Source organism: Loigolactobacillus rennini DSM 20253 (genome assembly GCF_001436505.1).
GTDB classification, from domain to species: domain Bacteria; phylum Bacillota; class Bacilli; order Lactobacillales; family Lactobacillaceae; genus Loigolactobacillus; species Loigolactobacillus rennini.
The window spans coordinates 35,770-56,628 of sequence record NZ_AYYI01000007.1; the positions used below are offsets into that span (position 1 = coordinate 35,770).

Here is a 20,859-nt window from a genome sequence, read left to right on the forward strand (position 1 = left end):
GCGTCTATTGGAGCCAGTTGTTAAGCGTGGTGATATTTTTTTTGCCGATCTTTCACCGGTAGTGGGGTCTGAACAAGGTGGCATGCGGCCCGTACTGGTTATACAAAATAATATCGGCAATCATTACAGCCCAACAGTTATTGTTGCGGCAATCACTGCCAAAATTCAGAAACCAAAAATGCCGACCCATGTTGGCATTAAAGCACGTCAGACTGGAATTGAAAAAGATTCCGTCATTTTGTTAGAGCAGATTCGAACGATTGATAAACAACGTTTACGGGATAAAGTAACTCATTTGAGTGATGCTGTGATGGCTCATGTTGGGGAAGCTTTAGCCGTCAGTGTTGGACTTAAAAATTTATAAAGATCCCATTTATTATTGCTTGTACATATATTCTTGCAATTATTGTCAACATTAAAAACGTGTCGTCGGCTGTAACCTGACGACACGTTTTATATAGTGTACTTTATTCAGTTCGTAAATCTTCGACTACTGGAACCAAAAAACCTTTTCGTTGTAGATGGTCGATTATTTTTTGTAGCATTTCCGGTGTAACGCTAGTTGGTAATGTGATTAAAATTTGCTGTTTTTGCTGTTGTGTTAAATTAAATGTCATGCAGTTTATAATGGTTGTGTAGCGGGAAATTAATTTCGTTAGACTAGGTAATGTTTCTTGTGTCTGTGTCGCCGTAATGTTTAGGACGAAACCACCCCGATTGATGTTCCAAGATTGTGCCAAAAATGTCATGAGATGGTTGTGGGTTAAAATACCATAAAAATAATTTTGTTGATCTAACACTGCAATATAGGGTAAATCTTTAATGGTAAAAAAGACTTTAAAAAAAGGTGCGTCTAACGGAATAAACTTAGTTGCGTTCTTCAAAAGGTGGGTGACAGGGATATCCATAGCTCCGCCACGTGCTTTGTGCCGGTACAGATGTAATTTATAAATATTACCGCGGAATATTTGCCCAGAACGATCAAGAATTGGCACACAGCGGTAACCGGTGTCTTCTAAAATGGTTAAAGCTTGAGCTAATGTGGTGGATTCTTTAACCGTTGTCAATTGAGCTTTAGGTTGGATAAGCGATTTTAAAAGCATAATTTCCTCCAGATTAAATCATTCTCATTTATACGCATCTTATCATAACCTATTTTACTAGTACTGGGGAATACCATGATGAGAAAATGTTAATTTTATTGGCTGAAAATTTTATGAAAGATATCTTTAAGGAAAGCAGGAATGGCATGCGAAACGAAATGATGCGGCGACCAATTATTAAACCAGCAGTATTAGAATTTTTGCGGCATAAAACACCACCATTACCCGGTCAGCTTGGTGCGCTTGAGAAACAAGCACACGAAAAAGGCATTCCAATCATTCCTCACGAAACGGTAACCTTTATGCAGACGCTATTTAATTTAAAGCAGCCGCGCATGGTGTTGGAAATTGGAACTGCAATTGGCTTTTCAGCTAGTCTATTTGCAACTTGTATGGGACCGACTGGCCGGGTGGTCACCATTGATCGTTATCCGTTAATGGTGTCCCGGGCACAACAAAACATCAAAACCTTAGGCCTAAAGAAGCAAATTAAAATTATTGCTGGGGATGCGGCGACAGTTCTACCAACTTTAAACTTACAATGTGATTTTATTTTTATGGATAGCGCCAAGGCAAAGTATTTGGCTTTTTTACCAGACTGTTTACGTTTATTAAAAACAGATGGCGTTTTATTAATTGATGATATTTTCCAGGGTGGAACCATTTTACAGCCAGAAAATTGTATTCCAAGACGAAACCGCGCGATTCATCGTAACTTAAATGCATTATTAGAACATGTTTTTAACGCGACTACGCTAAGTGCAACCATTTTGCCTTTAGGCGATGGCATTCTAATGATTACGAAGCAGCAAACTGACTAACTATAATAAAAAACGTGCGCCAGACAATTACCCAATGACATGTTTACCTACTGCTTAATTGCGGTAGAGAACTAAATGAATGAGTAGTGCCTGTACGCACGTTTTACTATTTATTAAAAAACGATGACTGGTGTGCCCGTGGTAACAGCGTTATAGAGCTTGGCCATAGTACTTGGCGGTGTATTGATGCAACCATGGGAACCATGATTTTTATACCAAGTGCCACCAAATTTTGGCTGCCAAGAAGCATCATGAATTCCGACACCAGTATAATCAATTGGCATCCAATACGAAACGGGAGAGGCATAGTTAGTGCCATTATCATTTTCACCACGAAGCGTGGCATTACGTTGCTTGTTCCAAACAAAGAAGACACCAGATGGCGTTTCTTGTTTAGGTTTTCCGGTAACAATGTCTGTATCAATAACGGACTGTCCATCTTTGTAATACCACATGTGCTGATTGGTTTTATCCACTTCGATGTAAGTATCACCAATGTCTTTTTTACTAGTGCTGTAACCAGACCCTTGTGTGATGGGTTCCCGGGTAAAGTCTTTACCTTTAAGAACTTCACGTGTCAAAGCTGCGACTTCACTATTAGTTTTGATACTCCAACCGTAAGTCCCGGCTGGTACTTTAACTGTACCGCGCTTTGTAGATTTAAATTGCCGGTCTTTAATGATGGTGGCGTAATTTTTATTCAAGCTAGCAATGTATTGCTGAACTTGATCAGTATCTAATGTTACCTTGCCGGCTTTAAAAGTTTCCCAAGTATAAATCGTATTTTGAGGTACTGTCAGTTTGTGTCCATTAATGGTGTAAGTGATTTTTTCTTGGTGAATTTGTTTAAGCTTATCAACGGCTTGCGCAAGATTTTGATCGGAGGCAGTGACACTGGGTTTTTTATAGGTTGTGTCAACTTGGATTTGACCATCTGTAGCCGCTAGACCATGACGAATTGTTTGTCGTAATTTTTGCTCATCCAGATGATTGCCATTGACCGCAGCTTTGATTTTAAAACTACCTGCTTTTTTAATTACCGTCGCATTTTGCGTTAACTGCCGGCCATGATTTAATTTTTGGGCCGTCTGCTTAAAGAACTGGTTAAAAGTTGTTTGGTTAACGGTTAAGCTTTTACTAGCTTCAGTAGTACTGGTACCCGTTAAGAGTTGCAACGGCCATGCCCAAGGATTTTGTTGTTGTTTTAGCTGAACCAAATTTTGCTTAAATTTAGGTGTTACGCCAGCATCTTGGCCGGTAAATTGCGTTAACTTTTTTGAACCTTCTATAATTGTAAATTTTTGTCGCTTAAAATGCGTTTTTAATAGCTGGTTAGCTTGTGCTGCCGTTTTGCCACCAACATTAACACCGGCAACGTTTGTCCGTGGCAAGTAAACGTTGCGGTAATGATGACTGAGCGCAATATATAAGCCACAGATAATAATGACCAGCGCACTAACTGCAATCACAATTCGACTGCGTTTTTGCATTAGCAATGGGCCTCCCATAAATCTTTCTTTAGCTGAGTGTAGCATTTGTTAATTAAAAATGATAGGGGATTAACCTTTAATTTAGCTTAAACTTGTGAACTAACTGCTAGCCTAGTTTGACTCAAATGGCTTAATTGTGCTTAATCACCTAGAAAAGGCCAGACAATTCATAATGAATCGCCTAGCCTTTATCATTTAAAACAAAACTGAATAAAATGTTAATTGTCTAGTTAGAAAAACCACGTGCAACTTACTTTTGTTTTAGTTGCTTAGAACTTATCTACCCGCTTTTTCAGCACTGAGTCGTTGTGTGAAGTTTTTAGAAATAACAATTAAATCATCAGCATAATTACTTAATGAACGGTAAGTATTATAAGTTGCTTCCATTAATGAACCAATATTGCACCCTGTAACGACTTCAATTTTATCGTTATGGTAAGCTAAGTCTGCACAAACTTTAAATGGTGTGCCACCATAAATATCCGTGAAGAAAAGAATTTGTTCGTCTTTATCCATTACTTTGTCTAATTCTTTTTTATAAGCGGCTTCAGTCATACCGTTTTCAAAATTAACGAATTTGTAATTATCTGGAATGACCGAGAGTAAATTCAATGTATTCTTGATCCCCGTTGCGAAACTGCCGTGACCTGTGACAATTGTTGTGAAATTTGCCATGATGTATTCCTCCATTTACTTTTAGCGTATAGGAGTCAGTTTTCAAGGTGAAAACTAGCTTGTGATTCCTATACTCTTATGAAAACACGTTCAGAAAGAATTGTCAACGCTTACATTGAATAAATAATGGTTTTTTTGTGTTAGTAGTGCGAGTTGGCGCTTATTTTTATAAATAAAAAAATTACGAGCCATTATAGTTTTCTGTAAAATAATTAATGCAGCAGTTAAGCCACGGAAAAAATAATGTGCTTATGGTATAATGGCTAGTAATAATTTCGGAGAACCGGCAATTTGATTTTGCCGGTCATTTTCGTGTCAGCAACTTTGCTGGCAAGATTAAATTTTAAGTGAAGCGGAGTAATCTAAAATGAAAATGATAGTCGGTTTAGGTAATCCAGGAAGAAAATATTTACAAACAAAGCATAACGTCGGATTTATGACTGTTGATCGTTTTGCAGCCGCACACCAGGTAAAATTTGACCAACATCAATTTGAGGCTGCCTTTGGCACCTATTTTGAAAATGGGGAAAAAGTTTTTGTGGTTAAACCACAGACGTTTATGAATGATTCTGGCCGCGCGGTAAAACCACTGATGACTTATTATCAACTTCAGTTAGATGAATTGGTCATTGTTTATGATGATATGGATTTAACTCCTGGGAGTTTACGGTTGCGCGAGCGCGGTTCTGCTGGGGGTCATAACGGCATTAAAAGCTTAATCAGTTTTTTAAGAACCCAAGATTTTAACCGTGTTCGGATTGGGACCGGCCATCCTACTCAGCAAAGTGTGGTCAGTTGGGTGCTATCTCCCTTTGATAAGGATACGAGACCATTGATTGACCAAACAATTGATACTGCCGTGACTGCGCTTGATGATTGGGTGCAAGGAGCTGATTTTATGCGTGTGATGAATCATTATAATCGGAAGGGATAATTATGGACCTGACAGAACTATTTTTAAAAGCACCTAAATTAAAAAAATGGTTAGCTAACATTGAACCACACAGTCGCCAATTAGTGACAGGATTGCAGGACTCAGCTCAGGCATTACTGCTAAATGCAGTTGTGCGGGCTAAAAAACAACCCGTTTTGGTTGTCACAAATAGTTTATTTAATGCGAGTCAACTGGTAGAGGATCTCAGCAATTTATTACCTGATACTCAAGTACAATTATTTCCTGTAGATGAAGTGATGGCCGCGCAAGTTGCGGTTAGTTCACCAGAGTATCGCAGTCAGCGCGTACAGGCACTTTCTTTTTTGATGCAGCAGCAACTTGGCATTGTGGTTGCCTCAATAGCTGGTATTAGGCAGCTACTGCCGCAACCACAGTTATGGCAGCAAAGTGCCATTACGGTTAAACCTGGTGCTGAACTGGATCCATTAGCATTACGCCAGCAATTGATTGGTATGGGCTATACCCGGGAACAATTAGTTGGTCGGCCTGGTGAGTTTGCAATGCGTGGGGATATCATTGATGTCTACCCTCTTAATGCGGCTAATCCGGTTAGAATTGAATTATTTGATACTGAAGTCGATTCGCTTCGCTATTTTGAAGCCAGCAGTCAACGTAGTATTAAAAATTTAACGACTTTCACTATTTTACCGGCAACGGATTTTATTGTGACACCAGAATTGTTACAAGCAGCTGCCCCTAAAGTGAAAAAAGCCTATCAACGCGAACTGAAAACATTAAAACAACCAGATGACCAGACAAAATTGGCACAAAATTTTACTGAGGTCATCGCTAGTTTGCAAAAGGGTGAAGTGTTGCCAGAGCTAGTGCGCTATCGGGATTTGATTTATCAGCCGGCTGCTAGCTTATTTGATTATCTAGTGCCTGATGGCTTCGTCTTTTTTGATGATTATCCCCGGATGCAAGAAACTGCGACACAATTAGCGACAGATGCTAGTCAGTGGCTAACGGAGGAACTAGCTAATCAGCGTATGTTGCATAACCAGCAGCTAGGTCATGATTTTAAAGCAACGTTAAAGCAAATTAAGCAGACTAAGGTTTATTTAACGCTGTTCCAAAAGGGAATGGGCAACCTAAAACTCGACCAAATTTTAGATCTACAAAATCGCGATATGCAACAGTTTTTTGGCCAAATGCCGTTGTTTAAAGCTGAAGCTAATCGGTGGCAAACCCAGAAGCAAACGGTTGTTATCATGGTTAACGATGATCAGCGCCGTGAGCGTGTTGATCAAACTTTACGTGATTTTAAAATTAAAGCAGTATTAACGCAGCCAGATGCTTTAAAAGCGCATCAAACACAAATTGTTGCCGCAACTTTACAAAATGGGTTTGAATTACCAGATGCTAATTTAGTTGTTGTAACGGAGAAAGAATTGTTTAATCAGCCGGTTAAAAAGCGTGTACGCCGGCAAAATCTGGCTAATGCTGAACGAATTAAAAGTTACAATGAACTTAATCCAGGCGATTATGTTGTCCACGTCAATCATGGTATCGGTAAGTATGTAGGAATGCAGACTCTAGAAGTTGATGGTGCGCACCAAGACTACATTACAATTTTATACCAAAATAACGATAAGCTTTTTATTCCTGTGACCCAACTTAACTTAGTCCAAAAATACGTGGCTTCAGAAGGTAAGTCGCCACACATCAATAAATTAGGTGGCAGTGAATGGGCAAAAACTAAGCGGCGAGTTAACGCTAAAATTGAAGACATTGCGGATGATTTAGTCGATTTATACGCAGAGCGTGCTTCAGAAAAAGGATTTGCCTTTTCACCGGACAATCAATATCAGCATGAATTTGAAATGGCATTTCCTTATACAGAAACATCTGATCAATTGCGTAGTACAGCTGAAATTAAACATGATATGGAGCAGCCTAAACCAATGGATCGTTTATTGGTAGGGGATGTTGGGTTCGGCAAAACGGAAGTTGCGATGCGTGCGATTTTTAAGGCAGTGCAAGATGGCAAACAGGCCGCTTTTCTGGTCCCCACCACTATTTTAGCGCAACAACATTATGATACTTTGTTGCAGCGCTTCGCTGATTTTCCAGTTCAAGTGGAACTCTTATCGCGTTTTCGGACGACAAAGCAAATTAAAGCGTCGCTAGCGGCAATTAAAAATGGTCAAGCGGATATTGTGATCGGTACGCACCGCTTATTATCTAAGGATGTTGTTTTTCATGATTTAGGGTTGCTAATTGTAGATGAAGAGCAGCGTTTTGGTGTTAAAGCTAAAGAACGACTGAAAACTTTGCGAGCCAATGTGGATGTCTTAACCATGACGGCTACGCCAATTCCCCGGACGTTAAACATGTCGATGGTGGGCGTACGTGATTTATCAGTTATTGAAACACCCCCTGCTAATCGTTACCCCATTCAAACTTATGTCATGGCTCAAAATGCTGGCGCATTAAGAGCTGGCATTGAACGCGAGTTGGCGCGGGGTGGTCAAGTATTTTACCTCCACAATCGGGTTGAGGATATTGAACGAACAGTGGCCAATATTCAAGCACTAGTGCCCGATGCTTCAGTAACCTATGCTCACGGGCAAATGACTGAAGCACAATTAGAAAATACACTGTATGAATTTGTTCATGGGCGTTATGATGTCATTGTGACAACCACCATTATTGAAAATGGGGTTGATATGCCTAATGTTAATACCTTGTTTGTTGAAGATGCTGATCACATGGGATTAGCTCAGCTTTATCAATTACGTGGTCGTGTTGGCCGTAGTAGCCGGGTTGGCTATGCTTATTTCATGTACCGGCAGGATAAGGTATTAACGGAAGTCAGTGAAAAACGGTTAGCTGCAATTCGTGATTTTACAGAGTTAGGTTCTGGTTTTAAAATTGCCATGCGTGATTTATCTATCCGCGGTGCTGGTAATTTATTAGGTAAACAACAACATGGTTTCATTGATTCAGTTGGCTATGACCTTTACTCACAAATGCTGGCAGATGCAGTGGCTAAGAAGCAAGGTAAAAAAGCACCAACTAAAACGGATGCAGAAATCGAGTTGGGAATTGAAGCCTATTTACCTAGTGATTACATTACTGATCAGCGGCAAAAAATTGAAATTTACAAGCGAGTGCGCGAGTTGAATAGTGCTGATGATTTAGAGTCACTGCAAGCTGATTTGTTTGATCGGTTTGGTGATTATCCGCGTGCGGTCACGAATTTATTAGCGATTGGTTTGCTGAAAGTTTATGCGGATCAAGCTTTGGTTGAGCGCATTTATTTAAACAATCAACAGATTCAGGTTCGTTTATCTGCTCAAGGTACGCGCCAAATTGCACCTGAAGATGTTTTTAAAGCTTTGAGTAAAACGAAATTAAAAGCGACCGTTAAAATGAATCAAGATAAGATGGTGATTACGCTGATTATTCAACCTAAAATGCAGCAAAAAGATTGGCTGGCCGAATTAACGCAGTTTGTCACTGGCTTAGCTGAACTTGTGCAGCAGCCAGTGTCAGCTTAAGACTTAAAGTGAGGTTCACATGCAAAATCGGCAAATGAAGCATGTGGTGCGCGGTGCATTTATTTTATCGTTGGCATCACTGGTGACTAAAATCCTAAGTGCAGTTTACCGGGTTCCATTTCAAAATCTTGTGGGGAATACTGGTTTTTATGTTTACCAGCAAATCTACCCCCTTTATGGTCTGGGCATGACGTTTGCACTGTCTGGCTTGCCCGTTTTTATTTCTAAACTAATAGCTCAACAAAAAACGGCGGCTGAACGCCGAACCGTTTTACAGTATAGTTGTTGGTTGTTAATCATCATGGCACTAGTTATTTTTTTGATCTTGCAGTTTGGGAAAAATTGGCTTGCCCGAGCGATGGGGGACCCACAATTAGCAGTGCTAATTGGCACCGTGGCATGGCTATTTTTATTGATGCCCTGGTTAGCGATTAGTCGTGGCTTTTTTCAAGGCAATTTTACAATGGTGCCAACCGCCTTATCTCAAGTTGTTGAACAACTCATCCGGGTAACGGTTATTTTGGCCGCAGCTGCTTGGTCTTTGCAGACAGGTTGGTCGGTTTATAAGATGGGTGCTTGGGCCATGAGTGGTGCGATATTTGGTGGTATTGCTGCTAGCGGTGTATTGTTGTATTACTGGCACCGCTGGCAAAAAGAAAACGCAAAGTTGCTACCATTTAACCGAATGGCTTTTGGTAAGCTGACACGGCGATTTTTAATTGAAGGTGGTTCTTTATGCCTGTTTACGTCATTAATTATTTTATTGCAATTGCTAGATTCCTTTACGATTAAGAGTAATTTAGTGACAGCCGGGTTGACAGAAGCAGCAGCTAAAAACTGGAAGGGCATTTATGATCGCGGACAGCCGTTAGTCCAGCTGGGCTTAGTGGTTGCGACATCTTTAGCGGCCACGCTGTTACCAAGTTTATCGCAAGCGCTACAAAAGCAGCAACGTCATCAGTTTTACCGGCAAGCAGCCACGATGGTACGTTTTAGTTTTGCATTTTCGTTAGCTGCTGCTGGTGGTCTAATTGCACTGATGCCTGGTGTTAATCGATTGTTATTTGGCAGCACTCAAGGCGATCGTACCTTGATGCTTTACATGTTAAGCATTGTTTTAATTGCACTGATTTCTGGTTATAATAGTGTTTTTCAGAGCTTAGGTGAATATCGGTTACCCATTTGGGCGTTGACGTTAGGTTTTCTGATTAAACTGGGCTTGAATGGATGGGCGGTGCGCCGTTGGCAAATTTTTGGGGCTAGCATGGTAACCGTATTAGCATTAACGGTAATTTTGAGTCTAATTTGGTGGTATTCTCGTCCTTATGTACGCCAAGCATTGTTTCGTCATTGGTTTAGTTTGAAGCTGTTGTTTTGTGTTGGCAGTATGATGTTAGTAGTTACCGGTCTATTTTTTAGCATTCAGCACCACTGGCAGTTGGGTCGTTTAGCTGGTGGTGGTGTCGTATTGTTTTGTGTGGCTGGCGGTGCTGTTTTGTTTATTAGTTTAGCCCGCTGGGTACGTTTATTTACTACTCGGGAGTGGCTATCACTACCCTTGGGTAAACAGATTTTACGTTTCTTTAATGTAAGTAGGGAGGAAAAATGATGCGGTTAGACAAATTTTTAAAAGTGTCACGAATTATTAAACGTCGGACTGTTGCAAAAGAAATTGCCAATAAAGGTCGAATTTTAATTAATGATCGAGTGGCCAAATCATCTAGTAATGTGGCTATTGGTGATGTTGTGACCATTAAATTTGGTAATAAAACGCTGACGATTAAAATTAAGGCATTGTTAGAAACCACTAAAAAGGATGTTGCAGAACAAATGTACGACGTGGTTTCAGAAACTTATGCTGAAAAATTTTAAAATAGTAACTGTCCGTAGACACTGCGATTAAAGCTTGCTATACTTGGTCTAGACAGGTATTTAGTCGAAAAATTCATTTGATGTGTTAGAGGGATGTGAGGATGCTGTTTGCTAAAAATAAGAAAACAAAAAATCATCAATCAGCGGTTGATCCTTATGCAAAAATGAAGCAAGCACGCCAACAAAAACAAATTCGGGCGAAATATGTGCGTCAAGTTCATAAAAGGCGGGCTGGTCTTTTGATAGCACTGTTGACTACCATCCTGTTAATTTGTGGTTGGCAGATTTATCAAGGCCGCCAATCATTAGCTGCGATTAATACGCAGGTGACGACACATAAAGCAAAGTTAAATAAAAAGCAAGCCCAACATCGTCAACTTAAATTAAAAACGGCGCAATTAAAAGATGATGATTATTTGCAACAAGTCATCCGTCAGAAATATTATTATTCTAAAGATAATGAAACGATTTATAGTTTGCCACAGGACAAAGCCCCGACGCTCTCGACTAAATAATCCACTGCGAGAAGCTTGCAACCGACCTTTCCTGTGCTATACTTATGAGTACAAGATTTAAGGAGGAAAAACTTTTTTATGTCAATTGAAGTCGGAGCGAAAGTTTCTGGTAAGGTTTCTGGAATTACAAATTTTGGTGCGTTTATTGATCTGGGAAATCATAAAACCGGCCTTGTTCACATTAGTGAAATTTCAGATAGTTATGTGAAGGATATTCATGATGTACTCTCTATTGGCGATGAAGTCACAGTTAAAGTAATGTCAATTGGTGATGATGGTAAAATTGGGTTATCAATGCGCCGTGCAGTAGATAAACCGGAATCTGAGCGGCATGAGCACGCCCCGCACCATAAAGATAATCATTTTCGGTCTAATCACGCTAACCATCATAGTAATGGTCACAGTCAGGGCCGTTCTAGTGGTGGTCGGCGCCATTTCCAAGAAACCAAAAAAGAAAGCTTTGACGATCTCTTATCCAACTTCCTTAAAGATAGTGAAGCACGGCTGACGGATTTAAAACGAAATACTGAAGGCAAACGTGGCGGTCGTGGTGGCCGCCGCAGTTAAGCATTAAGAGAGACCAGAGCAATTTTGCGCTAGTCTCTTCTTTAATTTACACACAATGACAAAGTGGGCAAAAGGGTATTGCAAATGGCAAACCTTTTGTCCGCTTCTGATTTTTAAGGGTTGTCATTATAAAAAGGGGGCATAATCTTGCAAGCTGAGTTTACGGCTCACATTAAACAAATGGGATTATTTAATTCACAAGTATCAGTTTTAGTGGCTGTCTCCACTGGTGCTGATTCGATGGCGTTATTAAATCTCTTAGCCCAATTACCGTCAGCACTACGACCTCGACTGAATGTGGTGCATGTTAATCATCAACTGCGGGAAACAAGTGTCAAGGAAGCCGCTTTTTTAACGACCTATTGTCAACAGCATGACTGGCCGTTATTTCAAACTAAATGGCCGTTAGTCGCACATCCACAACACGGAACAGAGGCCGCTGCCCGGCAATTTCGTTATCAATATTTTGCTCAGGTATTACAACAACAAGGCATTTCCTATTTGGTAACCGCACACCATGCAGATGATCAATTGGAGACAATGTTGATGCGGCTAGCACGGGGCGGTAATCTACAGCAATTAACAGCGATAGCCCCTGTTCGGCAGTTTCACAGTGGTCAGTTAGTTCGGCCATTGCTGCCCTTTACGCGGCAGCAGTTGCGGCGTTACGTCGCGACAAAGAAAATTCCCTTTTTTGAAGATCAGACAAATCAAGATGTACGCCTTACGCGTAATCGGATTCGTCATGAAGTTGTACCAGTGTTAAAGGCGCTCAATCCGTTAGCTGCACAGCACGCGGTTAACTATGCCGCACAGTTACAGCGGGTACTAGCCGTAAACGATTCGCAATTGGATCACGCTTTAACTCAAATTGGCACCTTTACTGCCATTGGCTATCAAGGTGATTTAACACTATGGCACCAGTTATCCGGCGATAAGCAGCGTTTAGTTTTAGAGCGGCTGCTAACCCGGGTGCTAGTTGAAAAAGGTGTGGCAGTAAAAGCACAGCAAATTACTGCTGTGCTGCAGTTATTAAATAGTCAGCGTGCACAAAGTCAATTAGATTTAACAGCAGGTTGGCAGGCTCGAAAAACTTATCAAAAGTTTACCATTGGCCCTGCGTTAGCACCACCGCAACCAGTTAAGTACACATTGACTAGTGGCACAACTTGTCAAGTACAACAGTGGCAGATCAGTTTAGCGCCAGCAGCAATGGCTATGAAAGCTGGTGAACAATTGGATGTTTGGCTGGCACCTGAGGAATTGCCCCTACAGATTCGGCACCGGCAACCAGGAGACCGATTGAAAATTCGTGCTGGTCATCAAAAGGTGAAGCGGATTTTAAGTGATCAAAAAATTCCGCAGCAACAACGTGATCAATTATGGGTGATTGCTACGCAGCAAAATTTAGTTTTGTGGTTGTTAGGGCTTAAAAAGTCGCAATTGTTTAAGCCCCAACAAACTGATAAAATACATTACAGATTGACGATTAAAAAAACATAGCCGACTAACTTTGTTACAATGTACTTATGATGTAATGAACGCTTATTAGGTTGGAGAGGAGTTTAGCGATGCATCAGGATATTGAACGTATTCTGTATGATCAAGCTGCGATTGCGCGTGTAACTAAAAAGTTAGGGGCGCAATTAACAAAGGATTATGCAGGGAAAAATCCACTGGTTATTTGCGTGTTAAAGGGTGCAATGTTATTTATGGCTGATTTGGTCCGCCAGATTGACACACATCTAGAAATGGACTTTTTAGATGTTTCCAGCTATCAAGGGGGGACAAAATCTACTGGCGAAGTTAAAATCATTAAAGACTTGGACATTCCGCTTAAAAATCGTGATGTTTTAATCGTTGAAGACATCATTGATACTGGACGAACACTGAATTATTTGGTTAACTTATTTAAGTATCGGCAAGCCAAATCAGTTAAGATCTGCACGCTGTTAGATAAACCGGAAACCCGAGTTTTGCCAGTTCATAGTGATTACGTTGGGTATACCGTTCCCAATGCCTTTTTAGTAGGGTATGGCTTGGATTATGAAGAAAACTACCGCAACTTACCTTATGTTGGTATTTTAAAATCTTCAGTTTATGAAACGAAATAATGGTCAGTATTGATCAACTATGCTATTATCAATAACTGAAATGTTAAGCTAAGCTATCATTTTTAACTGATAACAATTCAGAAACGGAGGTCACGTATGAATAATAAGCGGAATGGACTTTTTCGCAACAGTCTGTTTTACATTGTTATCTTTCTTAGTTTGATCGGAATTATCTACTTCTTTTCAAACGGGCAATCAAATTCACAAACTAAAGAATTACAATCTAGTGAATTTATTACGCAACTCAAAGATGACAAAATCAAAGACTTTAGTGTACAACCCAATAATGGTGTTTATAAAATTACGGGTAATTACCGTAAAGCGCAAAAAGCTTCCTCAAATGGGGGCGGATTTGGTTTAGTACCAAGTTCGTCCAGTAGTGTTAAAGGATTTACAACGGTGATGTTAGATAGTGATTCTCAAGTGGCGCAGGTAATGCGTATTGCAGAGAAGAACAACATCAAGATGAATACCAAAGCAGAGGAATCCAGCGGTTTCTGGATTCAAATTTTGCTTTATGCGTTACCGTTAGTTATGATTATTTTCTTCTTCTACATGATGATGGGACAAGCCGGCCAAGGTGGCGGCAACAACCGAGTCATGAACTTTGGCAAATCTAAAGTTAAACCAGCAGACAAAAAGGCTAACAAAGTTCGCTTTTCCGATGTTGCTGGTGCCGAAGAAGAAAAGCAGGAATTAGTTGAAGTCGTTGAATTTTTAAAGGATCCACGTAAATACGTTTCTCTAGGAGCACGGATCCCAGCCGGTGTTTTGCTAGAGGGCCCGCCTGGTACTGGTAAAACGCTACTAGCTAAAGCGGTCGCTGGTGAAGCTGGCGTGCCATTTTATTCGATTTCTGGTTCAGACTTTGTTGAAATGTTTGTCGGTGTTGGGGCTAGTCGTGTCCGTGATTTGTTTGAACAGGCGAAGAAAAATGCACCTGCTATCATCTTCATTGATGAAATTGATGCGGTTGGTCGTAAACGTGGCAGCGGCATGGGCGGCGGCCACGATGAACGTGAACAAACTCTTAACCAGTTGCTAGTTGAACTTGATGGGTTTACTGGTAGTGAAGGTGTCATTGTCATTGCGGCAACTAACCGTTCTGATGTGTTGGATCCAGCTTTGCTACGGCCTGGTCGGTTTGACCGGAAAATTTTGGTTGGTAGTCCAGACGTTAAAGGACGTGAAGCCATTTTGAAGGTTCACGCTAAGAACAAACCGTTGGCACAAGATGTTAATTTGAAGACGCTAGCCAAGACTACCCCTGGTTTTGTGGGGGCTGATTTGGAGAACTTGCTCAATGAGGCGGCATTAGTCGCGGCAAGGCGGGATAAGAAAGCCATTGACGCAGCAGATGTTGATGAAGCCGAAGATCGGGTGATTGCTGGTCCGGCCAAACGTGACCGTGTCATTAGCAAGAAAGAACGTACCATGGTGGCTTACCATGAAGCTGGGCACACTATCGCTGGTTTAGTGCTAAGTGATTCACGTGTTGTCCGGAAAGTAACCATTGTGCCGCGTGGGCGTGCTGGTGGTTATGCCATCATGCTGCCGCGTGAAGACCAGTTCTTAATGACCAAACGGGAATTAAATGAACAAATTGTGGGGCTGTTAGGTGGACGAACTGCCGAAGAAATTATTTTTGGCACGCAATCTACTGGGGCTTCTAATGACTTCCAGCAGGCGACACAGTTAGCACGAGCAATGGTTACCCAGTATGGGATGAGTTCTAAATTAGGTGACATTCAGTATGAAGGCGCCGCGATGCAGCAACAAGAATTTGGTGTTCGGCCATATTCAGAAGCGACGGCTACTGCGATTGATGATGAGGTGCGGCGGATTATGAATGAAGCCCACCATCAAGCTTATGAAATTATTCAAGCTCACCGTGATCAGCATAAGTTAATTGCTGAGAAATTGCTTGAATATGAAACACTGAATGAAAAACAAATTCTGAGTTTGTATAAAACGGGTGAAATGCCACACGAAGCTGGTTCTGAAGAGTTTCCAAGTGAAAAGGCAGCCACGTTTGAACAATCTAAGAAAGAATTAGAACGGCAAGATGCTGCTAAACAGGTAGAAGATAAGCATGACATGTCCGATGCGGACGCGGAACAAGCTACTTCCGAAAATGCCCACGATCAATCTGCTACGGCAGATTCGACCGCACCTGCTTCAGCGACTAGTGGCGCGTCTACAGCAGATTCAGCAGATTCAACTGCAAGTTCAGCAGCGGATTCGCAAAATGATCATAAAGAAGATTAGTTAGTGTTCAAGTGACGGTTTTGTGATATTGATTGCGGTAAAAAGAAGTTGTAGCAAAGTGATTTTGTTGCAGCTTCTTTTTTACATATTTAGGCAGTCAATGATGTGTTTAAGTTTGACATGAAAGGACAGAATAAAATGACTGATTATTTAGTGAAAAGCTTAGCCCATCAAGGTATGGTGCGCGCTTATGCAGTTGATGCAAGTCAGTTAGTGGCTCAGGCACAACAAAAGCATGATACTTGGCCAGCTTCTTCAGCTGCCTTAGGTAGAACGTTAATTGCAACATTGCTTATGAGTACGGCGGGTTTGCAGGATGAACAAACTTTAACGGCAAAAGTAATGGGTGATGGTCCTGTTGGCGCAATTATTGCTGATGGGAATGCTAAAGGGACAGTTAAGGGCTACATTCAAAATCCGCACGTTAATTTACCACCGAATCGGCAACATCACATTGATGTTCGGCAAGCTGTAGGAACAAAGGGCAAAATTGCAGTGACCAAAGATTTAGGCTTGGAACAGCCATTTACAGGGCAAACGCCTTTAGTTTCTGGTGAATTAGGGGATGATTTCACCTATTACATGGCCGCTTCCGAGCAAATACCATCGGCGGTAGGCGTTTCTGTTTTTGTTAATCCGGACAATACGATTCAAGTGGCTGGCGGCTTTTTAATTGAGATGATGCCAGGAGCGACTGATGAAGTTGCCCAATCGGTTGAGCAAAAAATCAAAGCTTTACCACAACTTTCAGAATTGTTACTTGCAGGTAAAACGCCGGAGGCAATTTTAACGGCAATTTTTGGTACTGATTTAAAAATTTTGACGAAAATGCCAGTTGCTTTTAAGTGTGACTGTTCTAAAGCACGTTTTGGTCGTTCGATTGCGTCGTTAGATCCAGCAGAAATACAAGCGATGATTGATGAAGACCATGGTGCTCAGGCAGTTTGTCATTTCTGTGGTCGTAAGTATCAGTTTGATGTTGCTGAATTGAAAGGATTAAAGCAAAAGGCCTTAAGTAAAAAGCCTTAAGTAAAAAGCAGTGATGAGCAGGACTTGTTAAATTAGTGAAAGGAGCCGGACAGCTGTGTCTGCTGGCTCCTTTTTATTGTTTTTGGCTTTCTGAAAATGATAAGCTAGGTTGTTTTCGGAAGAACGGAATTGTGCTATGATACAAAAGACGTTCACTTAATTTATGATGGGTGGTAACTGGAATGGAATGGCAAATTGGTAATGTAAAAATTCCCAATCAAGTAGTAGTTGCACCGATGGCTGGTATTACGAACGCTGCATTTCGCATGATTTGTCGGCGCTTTGGTGCTGGTTTGGTAGTTTGTGAAATGATCAGTGACCGGGGGATCTTACATCATAATCAAAAGACGCTGAACATGTTGTTTGTCGATCCAAATGAGCATCCAGTCAGCGTTCAAATTTTTGGTGGGACAAAAGAAACATTAGTAGGGGCAGCGAAATTTGTTGATCAACACACTAGTGCGGATATTATTGATATCAATATGGGCTGCCCGGTAAATAAAGTGGTGAAAACAGATGCCGGTGCAAAATGGTTATTAGATCCTGATAAAGTGTACGAAATGGTTGCAGCAGTCACTGCGGCAGTCAGCAAACCGGTAACGGTTAAAATGCGTACTGGTTGGGATGATGACCATATTTATGCGGTTAAAAACGCTATGGCGGCACAAAAAGCGGGCGCCGCGGCATTAGCTATGCATGGCCGGACACGTAAGCAAATGTATCGTGGGCAGGCGGATTGGCAAATCTTAAAAGACGTTCGCGATCATATTACCATCCCGTTTATGGGTAATGGTGATGTTCGGACGCCAGAAGATGCCAAAAAAATGTTAACAGAAGTCGGCTGTGATGCAGTAATGATCGGACGTGCCGCTTTAGGTAATCCTTGGATTTTAAAACGAACGGCGGAATATTTAGCTGATGGGGTGCTGTTGCCTGAACCAACACCGCGTGAAAAAGTACAAATTGCTAAAGCACATTTAAAACGTTTGGTTGAACTAAAGGGTGAAAAAATTGGTGTACGTGAATTTCGAACATCTTCTGCCTATTATTTAAAGGGAATTCGTCACGCTGCAAAGACAAAGGCAGCAGTTAATCGCGCGGAGACACAAGCAGGTGTTGATCAAATTTTAGATGATTTTGTAGCTAAATTAGAAGTTGAGTAAGTTTAATAGAGTTTTACACCGTGACTTGCTTTTTTAGCTAGGAATCGGCAAAATAAAGATGTATAAGTTGAATGGAGGAATTATAGTGGCTAAGAACGGTCAAAAGCCGACTGCAATGAATGATCAATTGCGGGTTCGCCGGCAAAAGATGGATGAGTTACGTTCGGAAGGCATTGATCCTTTTGGACATCGGTTTGAGCGTAGTGCAACTAGTCAACAAATTCGTGAGCGCTACGGGGATGAAACTAAAGAACAGTTAAATGATGAACAACACATGGTTACCATTGCAGGTCGTATGATGTCTAAACGCGGAAAAGGCAAAGTTGGTTTTGCAGATTTTGCTGACCGTGACGGCCGGATTCAAGTTTATGTACGTAAGGATCGAGTTGGTGAGGAAAACTATCATATTTTCAAACGCTCAGATTTAGGCGACATTATGGGTGTGACAGGCGATGTAATGAAGACAGATACTGGTGAATTAACTGTCCGGGCCAATCATGTCACCTTTTTAACTAAAGCATTGCGACCACTGCCGGATAAGTATCATGGCTTACACAATGTTGAACAGAAATATCGGCAGCGCTACTTAGATTTAATCGCTAACCGTGATAGTTTTGATCGTTTTGTTAAGCGCAGCCAGATTATCAGTGCGATTCGGCAATATTTGGACCAAAACCGGTTTATTGAAGTGACAACGCCGGTTTTGCATACACAAGTCGGTGGCGCGTCTGCACGTCCGTTTATTACGCACCATAATGCCTTGGACATTAACCTTTATTTGCGGATTGCTTTAGAGTTGCATTTGAAACGGTTAATTGTTGGTGGTATGGAACGCGTCTATGAAATCGGGCCTGTATTTCGTAATGAAGGTATCGATACCCAACATAATCCAGAATTCACTATGTTAGAGACTTACGCTGCTTATTGGGATTTGAAAGACGTGATGGATGAAACGGAAGGATTAATTCGTTTTGTTGCCCAAAAAGTTACTGGTAGTGGCCACATTAATTATCAAGGCCAAGCCATTGATTTAGAACAACCATTTGCACGGGCACACATGGTTGATTTAATTAAGGAAAAGACTGGTGTTGATTTTTGGCCTGAAATGACCTTAGATCAAGCCCGTCAATTGGCAGACGAGCACCAGGTTGACTATAAAGATTGGTGGCAAGTTGGTCACATTATCAATGCATTCTTTGAAACATTTGTTGAGCATACTTTGACACAACCGACTTTTGTCTATGGGCATCCAATTGAAATTTCGCCTTTGGCCAAAAAAGATCCTAAAGATCCACGGTTTGTTCAGCGTTTTGAGTTGTTCATTCATGGTGGCGAATATGGTAATGCCTTTACTGAATTGAATGATCCAATTGATCAGCGGCAGCGTTTTGAAGCGCAAGCTAATGAGCGCAAAGAAGGTAATGATGAGGCACACGGTATCGATGAGGATTATGTTGAAGCTTTAGAATATGGTTTACCGCCAACAGGTGGTTTAGGCATCGGTGTTGATCGGCTAATTATGTTATTAACTGATGTTGATTCCATCCGTGATGTTCAATTGTTTCCAACCATGCGACCAGAAAAAACCTTGACCGATGATGAGAAGTAAAAAGTAGTTCCGTGCTTTGAAATAATTAATGTCTGTTAGTGAGGTCAATTTAATTGTTGTTCTTCAAACGGATAGTTATTAATTAAGTCATTGTTATTTTAATGGACGAGGTAGAGCAGGTGTTAAAGCCTGCTCTTTTTTATGTTCAATTATGATTACTTGGTAAACAGTGGTAGCTTTTATTATTTTATGGACTGGACGAGTGATTAAACTTTTAGAATATATGTAAAATGACTGACATCGAGTTGTGTGGTGGCATAAAAGGTTGATTAATTCTTACTTTAATCCTTTAATCAAATTCGTTTAAAAAAGAATTTGAAAAACATTTTAAACCAGGTTATCTTGACGAAGAAGGGAGATTTAAATATGAAAGTCACTGTTGAAGAATTACCTAAATCAAGAATTGCTTATTTCCGAAATGTTGGGGAGTATGGTGGAAAACAAAATCAAAAATTAATGGCTTCTTTTAAAAAGTGGGCAAAATTAAACGGTGTCTTCGATGATGCCACGATTTTAGGTATACCGCAAGATAATCCAGAGATTGTTCCTAAAGAGGCATGTCGATACGATGTTTGTGTAATTATAAATAAAGATTTAATTGTAACAAAGCCAGCTCATATTGGTGAATTCTCTGGTGGTAAATACGCTGTTTTCTTAGTTGATCATACAAAAGAGGCGATTAGTGAGTTTTGGGGCAATATTTTTTCTGAGATAAAAAGAAATAATCTGTCAATCAAAGCGCAACCAATCATAGAAAGATATACTGCACAAATGATCACTAAGCACTTGTGTGAAATATTAGTTCCTATCCGATAATGAAGTAAGGATATTTTGCGTCTTTTTAGTTTAGGCTATTTGAGTTGAAATGAATTGGTATTTGGTGGAAATCAAGATGGATTTAAATAATAAGTGAATTTTTAAGATAAATTTTCCAAAAGTAATTGACGCGACTTCGGATTCCTGATATAGTAGTTTCTGTTGTCGATTGATGGCTACGGATTATTTTTATGTTTAATTAGTAATAATTATTCAATAATTCAGTGGCTTTATACAAATTTAGCAATAGTTAGTTGTGGCTTTAGGAAGTTTGGCTTTATGTTTTGCATGATTATGCAAAACTAAGCTTGACAAGCTAATAGCCGCATGGTAAACTAATCAAGTTGCGTTGGCAACAC

Annotated in this window: 18 protein-coding genes; 15 read left to right on the top strand and 3 right to left on the bottom strand. The window is 40.6% G+C overall.

Going from position 1 to position 20,859, the window contains the following annotated elements:
• Positions 1-7 precede the first annotated feature (7 nt).
• Entirely contained in the window at positions 8-364 is a 357-nt protein-coding gene (locus FC24_RS01450) for a type II toxin-antitoxin system PemK/MazF family toxin (protein WP_057873095.1), read from the top strand.
• Positions 365-467: 103 nt separating this feature from the next.
• Here the strand turns inward: FC24_RS01450 and cbpA are convergent, their stop codons facing one another.
• Positions 468-1,103 (bottom strand): cyclic di-AMP binding protein CbpA, encoded by a 636-nt coding sequence (cbpA, locus tag FC24_RS01455; protein ID WP_057873096.1) that lies wholly within the window; start codon positions 1,101-1,103, stop codon positions 468-470.
• Between the two features lie 146 nt (positions 1,104-1,249).
• On the opposite strand from cbpA, the gene FC24_RS01460 reads away from it, so the two are divergent.
• Positions 1,250-1,924, top strand: coding sequence for an O-methyltransferase (locus tag FC24_RS01460; protein WP_057873112.1), 675 nt, complete (start codon positions 1,250-1,252; stop codon positions 1,922-1,924).
• 113 nt (positions 1,925-2,037) lie between these two features.
• Here FC24_RS01460 and FC24_RS01465 read toward each other — a convergent pair whose 3' ends face one another.
• Together FC24_RS01465 and FC24_RS01470 are read right to left on the bottom strand one after the other, a co-directional pair.
• A complete protein-coding gene (locus tag FC24_RS01465) occupies positions 2,038-3,414 on the bottom strand; it encodes a L,D-transpeptidase family protein (protein ID WP_057873097.1) in 1,377 nt (458 codons plus the stop codon).
• A gap of 276 nt (positions 3,415-3,690) precedes the next feature.
• On the bottom strand, positions 3,691-4,089 hold the full coding sequence (locus FC24_RS01470; RefSeq protein ID WP_057873098.1) for a PTS sugar transporter subunit IIA domain-containing protein: 399 nt from the start codon (positions 4,087-4,089) through the stop codon (positions 3,691-3,693).
• A 367-nt stretch (positions 4,090-4,456) separates the two neighbouring features.
• Between FC24_RS01470 and pth the strand changes: the two genes are divergently transcribed.
• The 13 genes from pth (at position 4,457) to FC24_RS01535 (ending at position 20,500) form a co-directional block, all read left to right on the top strand.
• Positions 4,457-5,023 (top strand): aminoacyl-tRNA hydrolase, encoded by a 567-nt coding sequence (gene pth / locus FC24_RS01475; RefSeq protein ID WP_057873099.1) that lies wholly within the window; start codon positions 4,457-4,459, stop codon positions 5,021-5,023.
• Between the two features lie 2 nt (positions 5,024-5,025).
• Entirely contained in the window at positions 5,026-8,547 is a 3,522-nt protein-coding gene (gene mfd / locus FC24_RS01480) for a transcription-repair coupling factor (RefSeq protein WP_057873100.1), read from the top strand.
• A gap of 19 nt (positions 8,548-8,566) precedes the next feature.
• Complete coding sequence (locus FC24_RS01485) at positions 8,567-10,156, top strand: putative polysaccharide biosynthesis protein (protein ID WP_057873101.1); 1,590 nt, start codon at positions 8,567-8,569, stop codon at positions 10,154-10,156.
• Positions 10,156-10,419 (top strand): RNA-binding S4 domain-containing protein, encoded by a 264-nt coding sequence (locus FC24_RS01490; protein WP_057873102.1) that lies wholly within the window; start codon positions 10,156-10,158, stop codon positions 10,417-10,419. The genes FC24_RS01485 and FC24_RS01490 overlap by 1 nt, the downstream gene beginning before the upstream one ends.
• 101 nt (positions 10,420-10,520) lie before the next feature.
• Complete coding sequence (locus FC24_RS01495; RefSeq protein WP_057873103.1) at positions 10,521-10,934, top strand: FtsB family cell division protein; 414 nt, start codon at positions 10,521-10,523, stop codon at positions 10,932-10,934.
• Between the two features lie 78 nt (positions 10,935-11,012).
• Positions 11,013-11,501 (top strand): S1 domain-containing RNA-binding protein, encoded by a 489-nt coding sequence (locus tag FC24_RS01500; protein ID WP_057873104.1) that lies wholly within the window; start codon positions 11,013-11,015, stop codon positions 11,499-11,501.
• Between the two features lie 147 nt (positions 11,502-11,648).
• Positions 11,649-13,004, top strand: a complete 1,356-nt coding sequence (gene tilS, locus FC24_RS01505) for a tRNA lysidine(34) synthetase TilS (protein WP_057873105.1) — start codon at positions 11,649-11,651, stop codon at positions 13,002-13,004.
• 68 nt (positions 13,005-13,072) lie between these two features.
• The gene (hpt, locus tag FC24_RS01510) at positions 13,073-13,615 is read left to right on the top strand and encodes a hypoxanthine phosphoribosyltransferase (protein WP_057873106.1); all 543 of its coding nucleotides are present in this window, start codon (positions 13,073-13,075) and stop codon (positions 13,613-13,615) included.
• Positions 13,616-13,711: 96 nt separating this feature from the next.
• Positions 13,712-15,883, top strand: coding sequence for an ATP-dependent zinc metalloprotease FtsH (gene ftsH, locus FC24_RS01515; protein ID WP_057873107.1), 2,172 nt, complete (start codon positions 13,712-13,714; stop codon positions 15,881-15,883).
• Between the two features lie 138 nt (positions 15,884-16,021).
• Complete coding sequence (hslO, locus tag FC24_RS01520) at positions 16,022-16,912, top strand: Hsp33 family molecular chaperone HslO (protein WP_057873113.1); 891 nt, start codon at positions 16,022-16,024, stop codon at positions 16,910-16,912.
• Between the two features lie 182 nt (positions 16,913-17,094).
• The gene (gene dusB, locus FC24_RS01525) at positions 17,095-18,075 is read left to right on the top strand and encodes a tRNA dihydrouridine synthase DusB (protein ID WP_057873108.1); all 981 of its coding nucleotides are present in this window, start codon (positions 17,095-17,097) and stop codon (positions 18,073-18,075) included.
• Positions 18,076-18,190: 115 nt separating this feature from the next.
• Positions 18,191-19,684: a lysine--tRNA ligase gene (gene lysS, locus FC24_RS01530; RefSeq protein ID WP_420805245.1), complete on the top strand. Its 1,494-nt coding sequence runs from the start codon at positions 18,191-18,193 to the stop codon at positions 19,682-19,684.
• Between the two features lie 366 nt (positions 19,685-20,050).
• Positions 20,051-20,500 carry an AraC family transcriptional regulator gene (locus FC24_RS01535; RefSeq protein WP_057873110.1) on the top strand — a complete coding sequence of 150 codons (450 nt, stop codon included), beginning with the start codon at positions 20,051-20,053 and terminating at the stop codon, positions 20,498-20,500.
• The last annotated feature ends 359 nt before the right edge of the window (positions 20,501-20,859 follow it).

Excerpts from the sequence above, each read along its gene's own strand:
- FC24_RS01465 (WP_057873097.1), bottom strand. The coding sequence starts at position 3,414 with ATGCAAAAACGCAGTCGAATTGTGATTGCAGTTAGTGCGCTGGTCATT.
- FC24_RS01495 (WP_057873103.1), top strand. The coding sequence starts at position 10,521 with ATGCTGTTTGCTAAAAATAAGAAAACAAAAAATCATCAATCAGCGGTT.
- FC24_RS01460 (WP_057873112.1), top strand. The coding sequence starts at position 1,250 with ATGCGAAACGAAATGATGCGGCGACCAATTATTAAACCAGCAGTATTA.
- ftsH (WP_057873107.1), top strand. The coding sequence starts at position 13,712 with ATGAATAATAAGCGGAATGGACTTTTTCGCAACAGTCTGTTTTACATT.
- cbpA (WP_057873096.1), bottom strand. The coding sequence starts at position 1,103 with ATGCTTTTAAAATCGCTTATCCAACCTAAAGCTCAATTGACAACGGTT.
- lysS (WP_420805245.1), top strand. The coding sequence starts at position 18,191 with ATGAATGATCAATTGCGGGTTCGCCGGCAAAAGATGGATGAGTTACGT.
- pth (WP_057873099.1), top strand. The coding sequence starts at position 4,457 with ATGAAAATGATAGTCGGTTTAGGTAATCCAGGAAGAAAATATTTACAA.
- FC24_RS01490 (WP_057873102.1), top strand. The coding sequence starts at position 10,156 with ATGCGGTTAGACAAATTTTTAAAAGTGTCACGAATTATTAAACGTCGG.
- FC24_RS01500 (WP_057873104.1), top strand. The coding sequence starts at position 11,013 with ATGTCAATTGAAGTCGGAGCGAAAGTTTCTGGTAAGGTTTCTGGAATT.
- hslO (WP_057873113.1), top strand. The coding sequence starts at position 16,022 with ATGACTGATTATTTAGTGAAAAGCTTAGCCCATCAAGGTATGGTGCGC.
- FC24_RS01485 (WP_057873101.1), top strand. The coding sequence starts at position 8,567 with ATGCAAAATCGGCAAATGAAGCATGTGGTGCGCGGTGCATTTATTTTA.
- dusB (WP_057873108.1), top strand. The coding sequence starts at position 17,095 with ATGGAATGGCAAATTGGTAATGTAAAAATTCCCAATCAAGTAGTAGTT.
- FC24_RS01470 (WP_057873098.1), bottom strand. The coding sequence starts at position 4,089 with ATGGCAAATTTCACAACAATTGTCACAGGTCACGGCAGTTTCGCAACG.
- FC24_RS01535 (WP_057873110.1), top strand. The coding sequence starts at position 20,051 with ATGAAAGTCACTGTTGAAGAATTACCTAAATCAAGAATTGCTTATTTC.
- mfd (WP_057873100.1), top strand. The coding sequence starts at position 5,026 with ATGGACCTGACAGAACTATTTTTAAAAGCACCTAAATTAAAAAAATGG.
- hpt (WP_057873106.1), top strand. The coding sequence starts at position 13,073 with ATGCATCAGGATATTGAACGTATTCTGTATGATCAAGCTGCGATTGCG.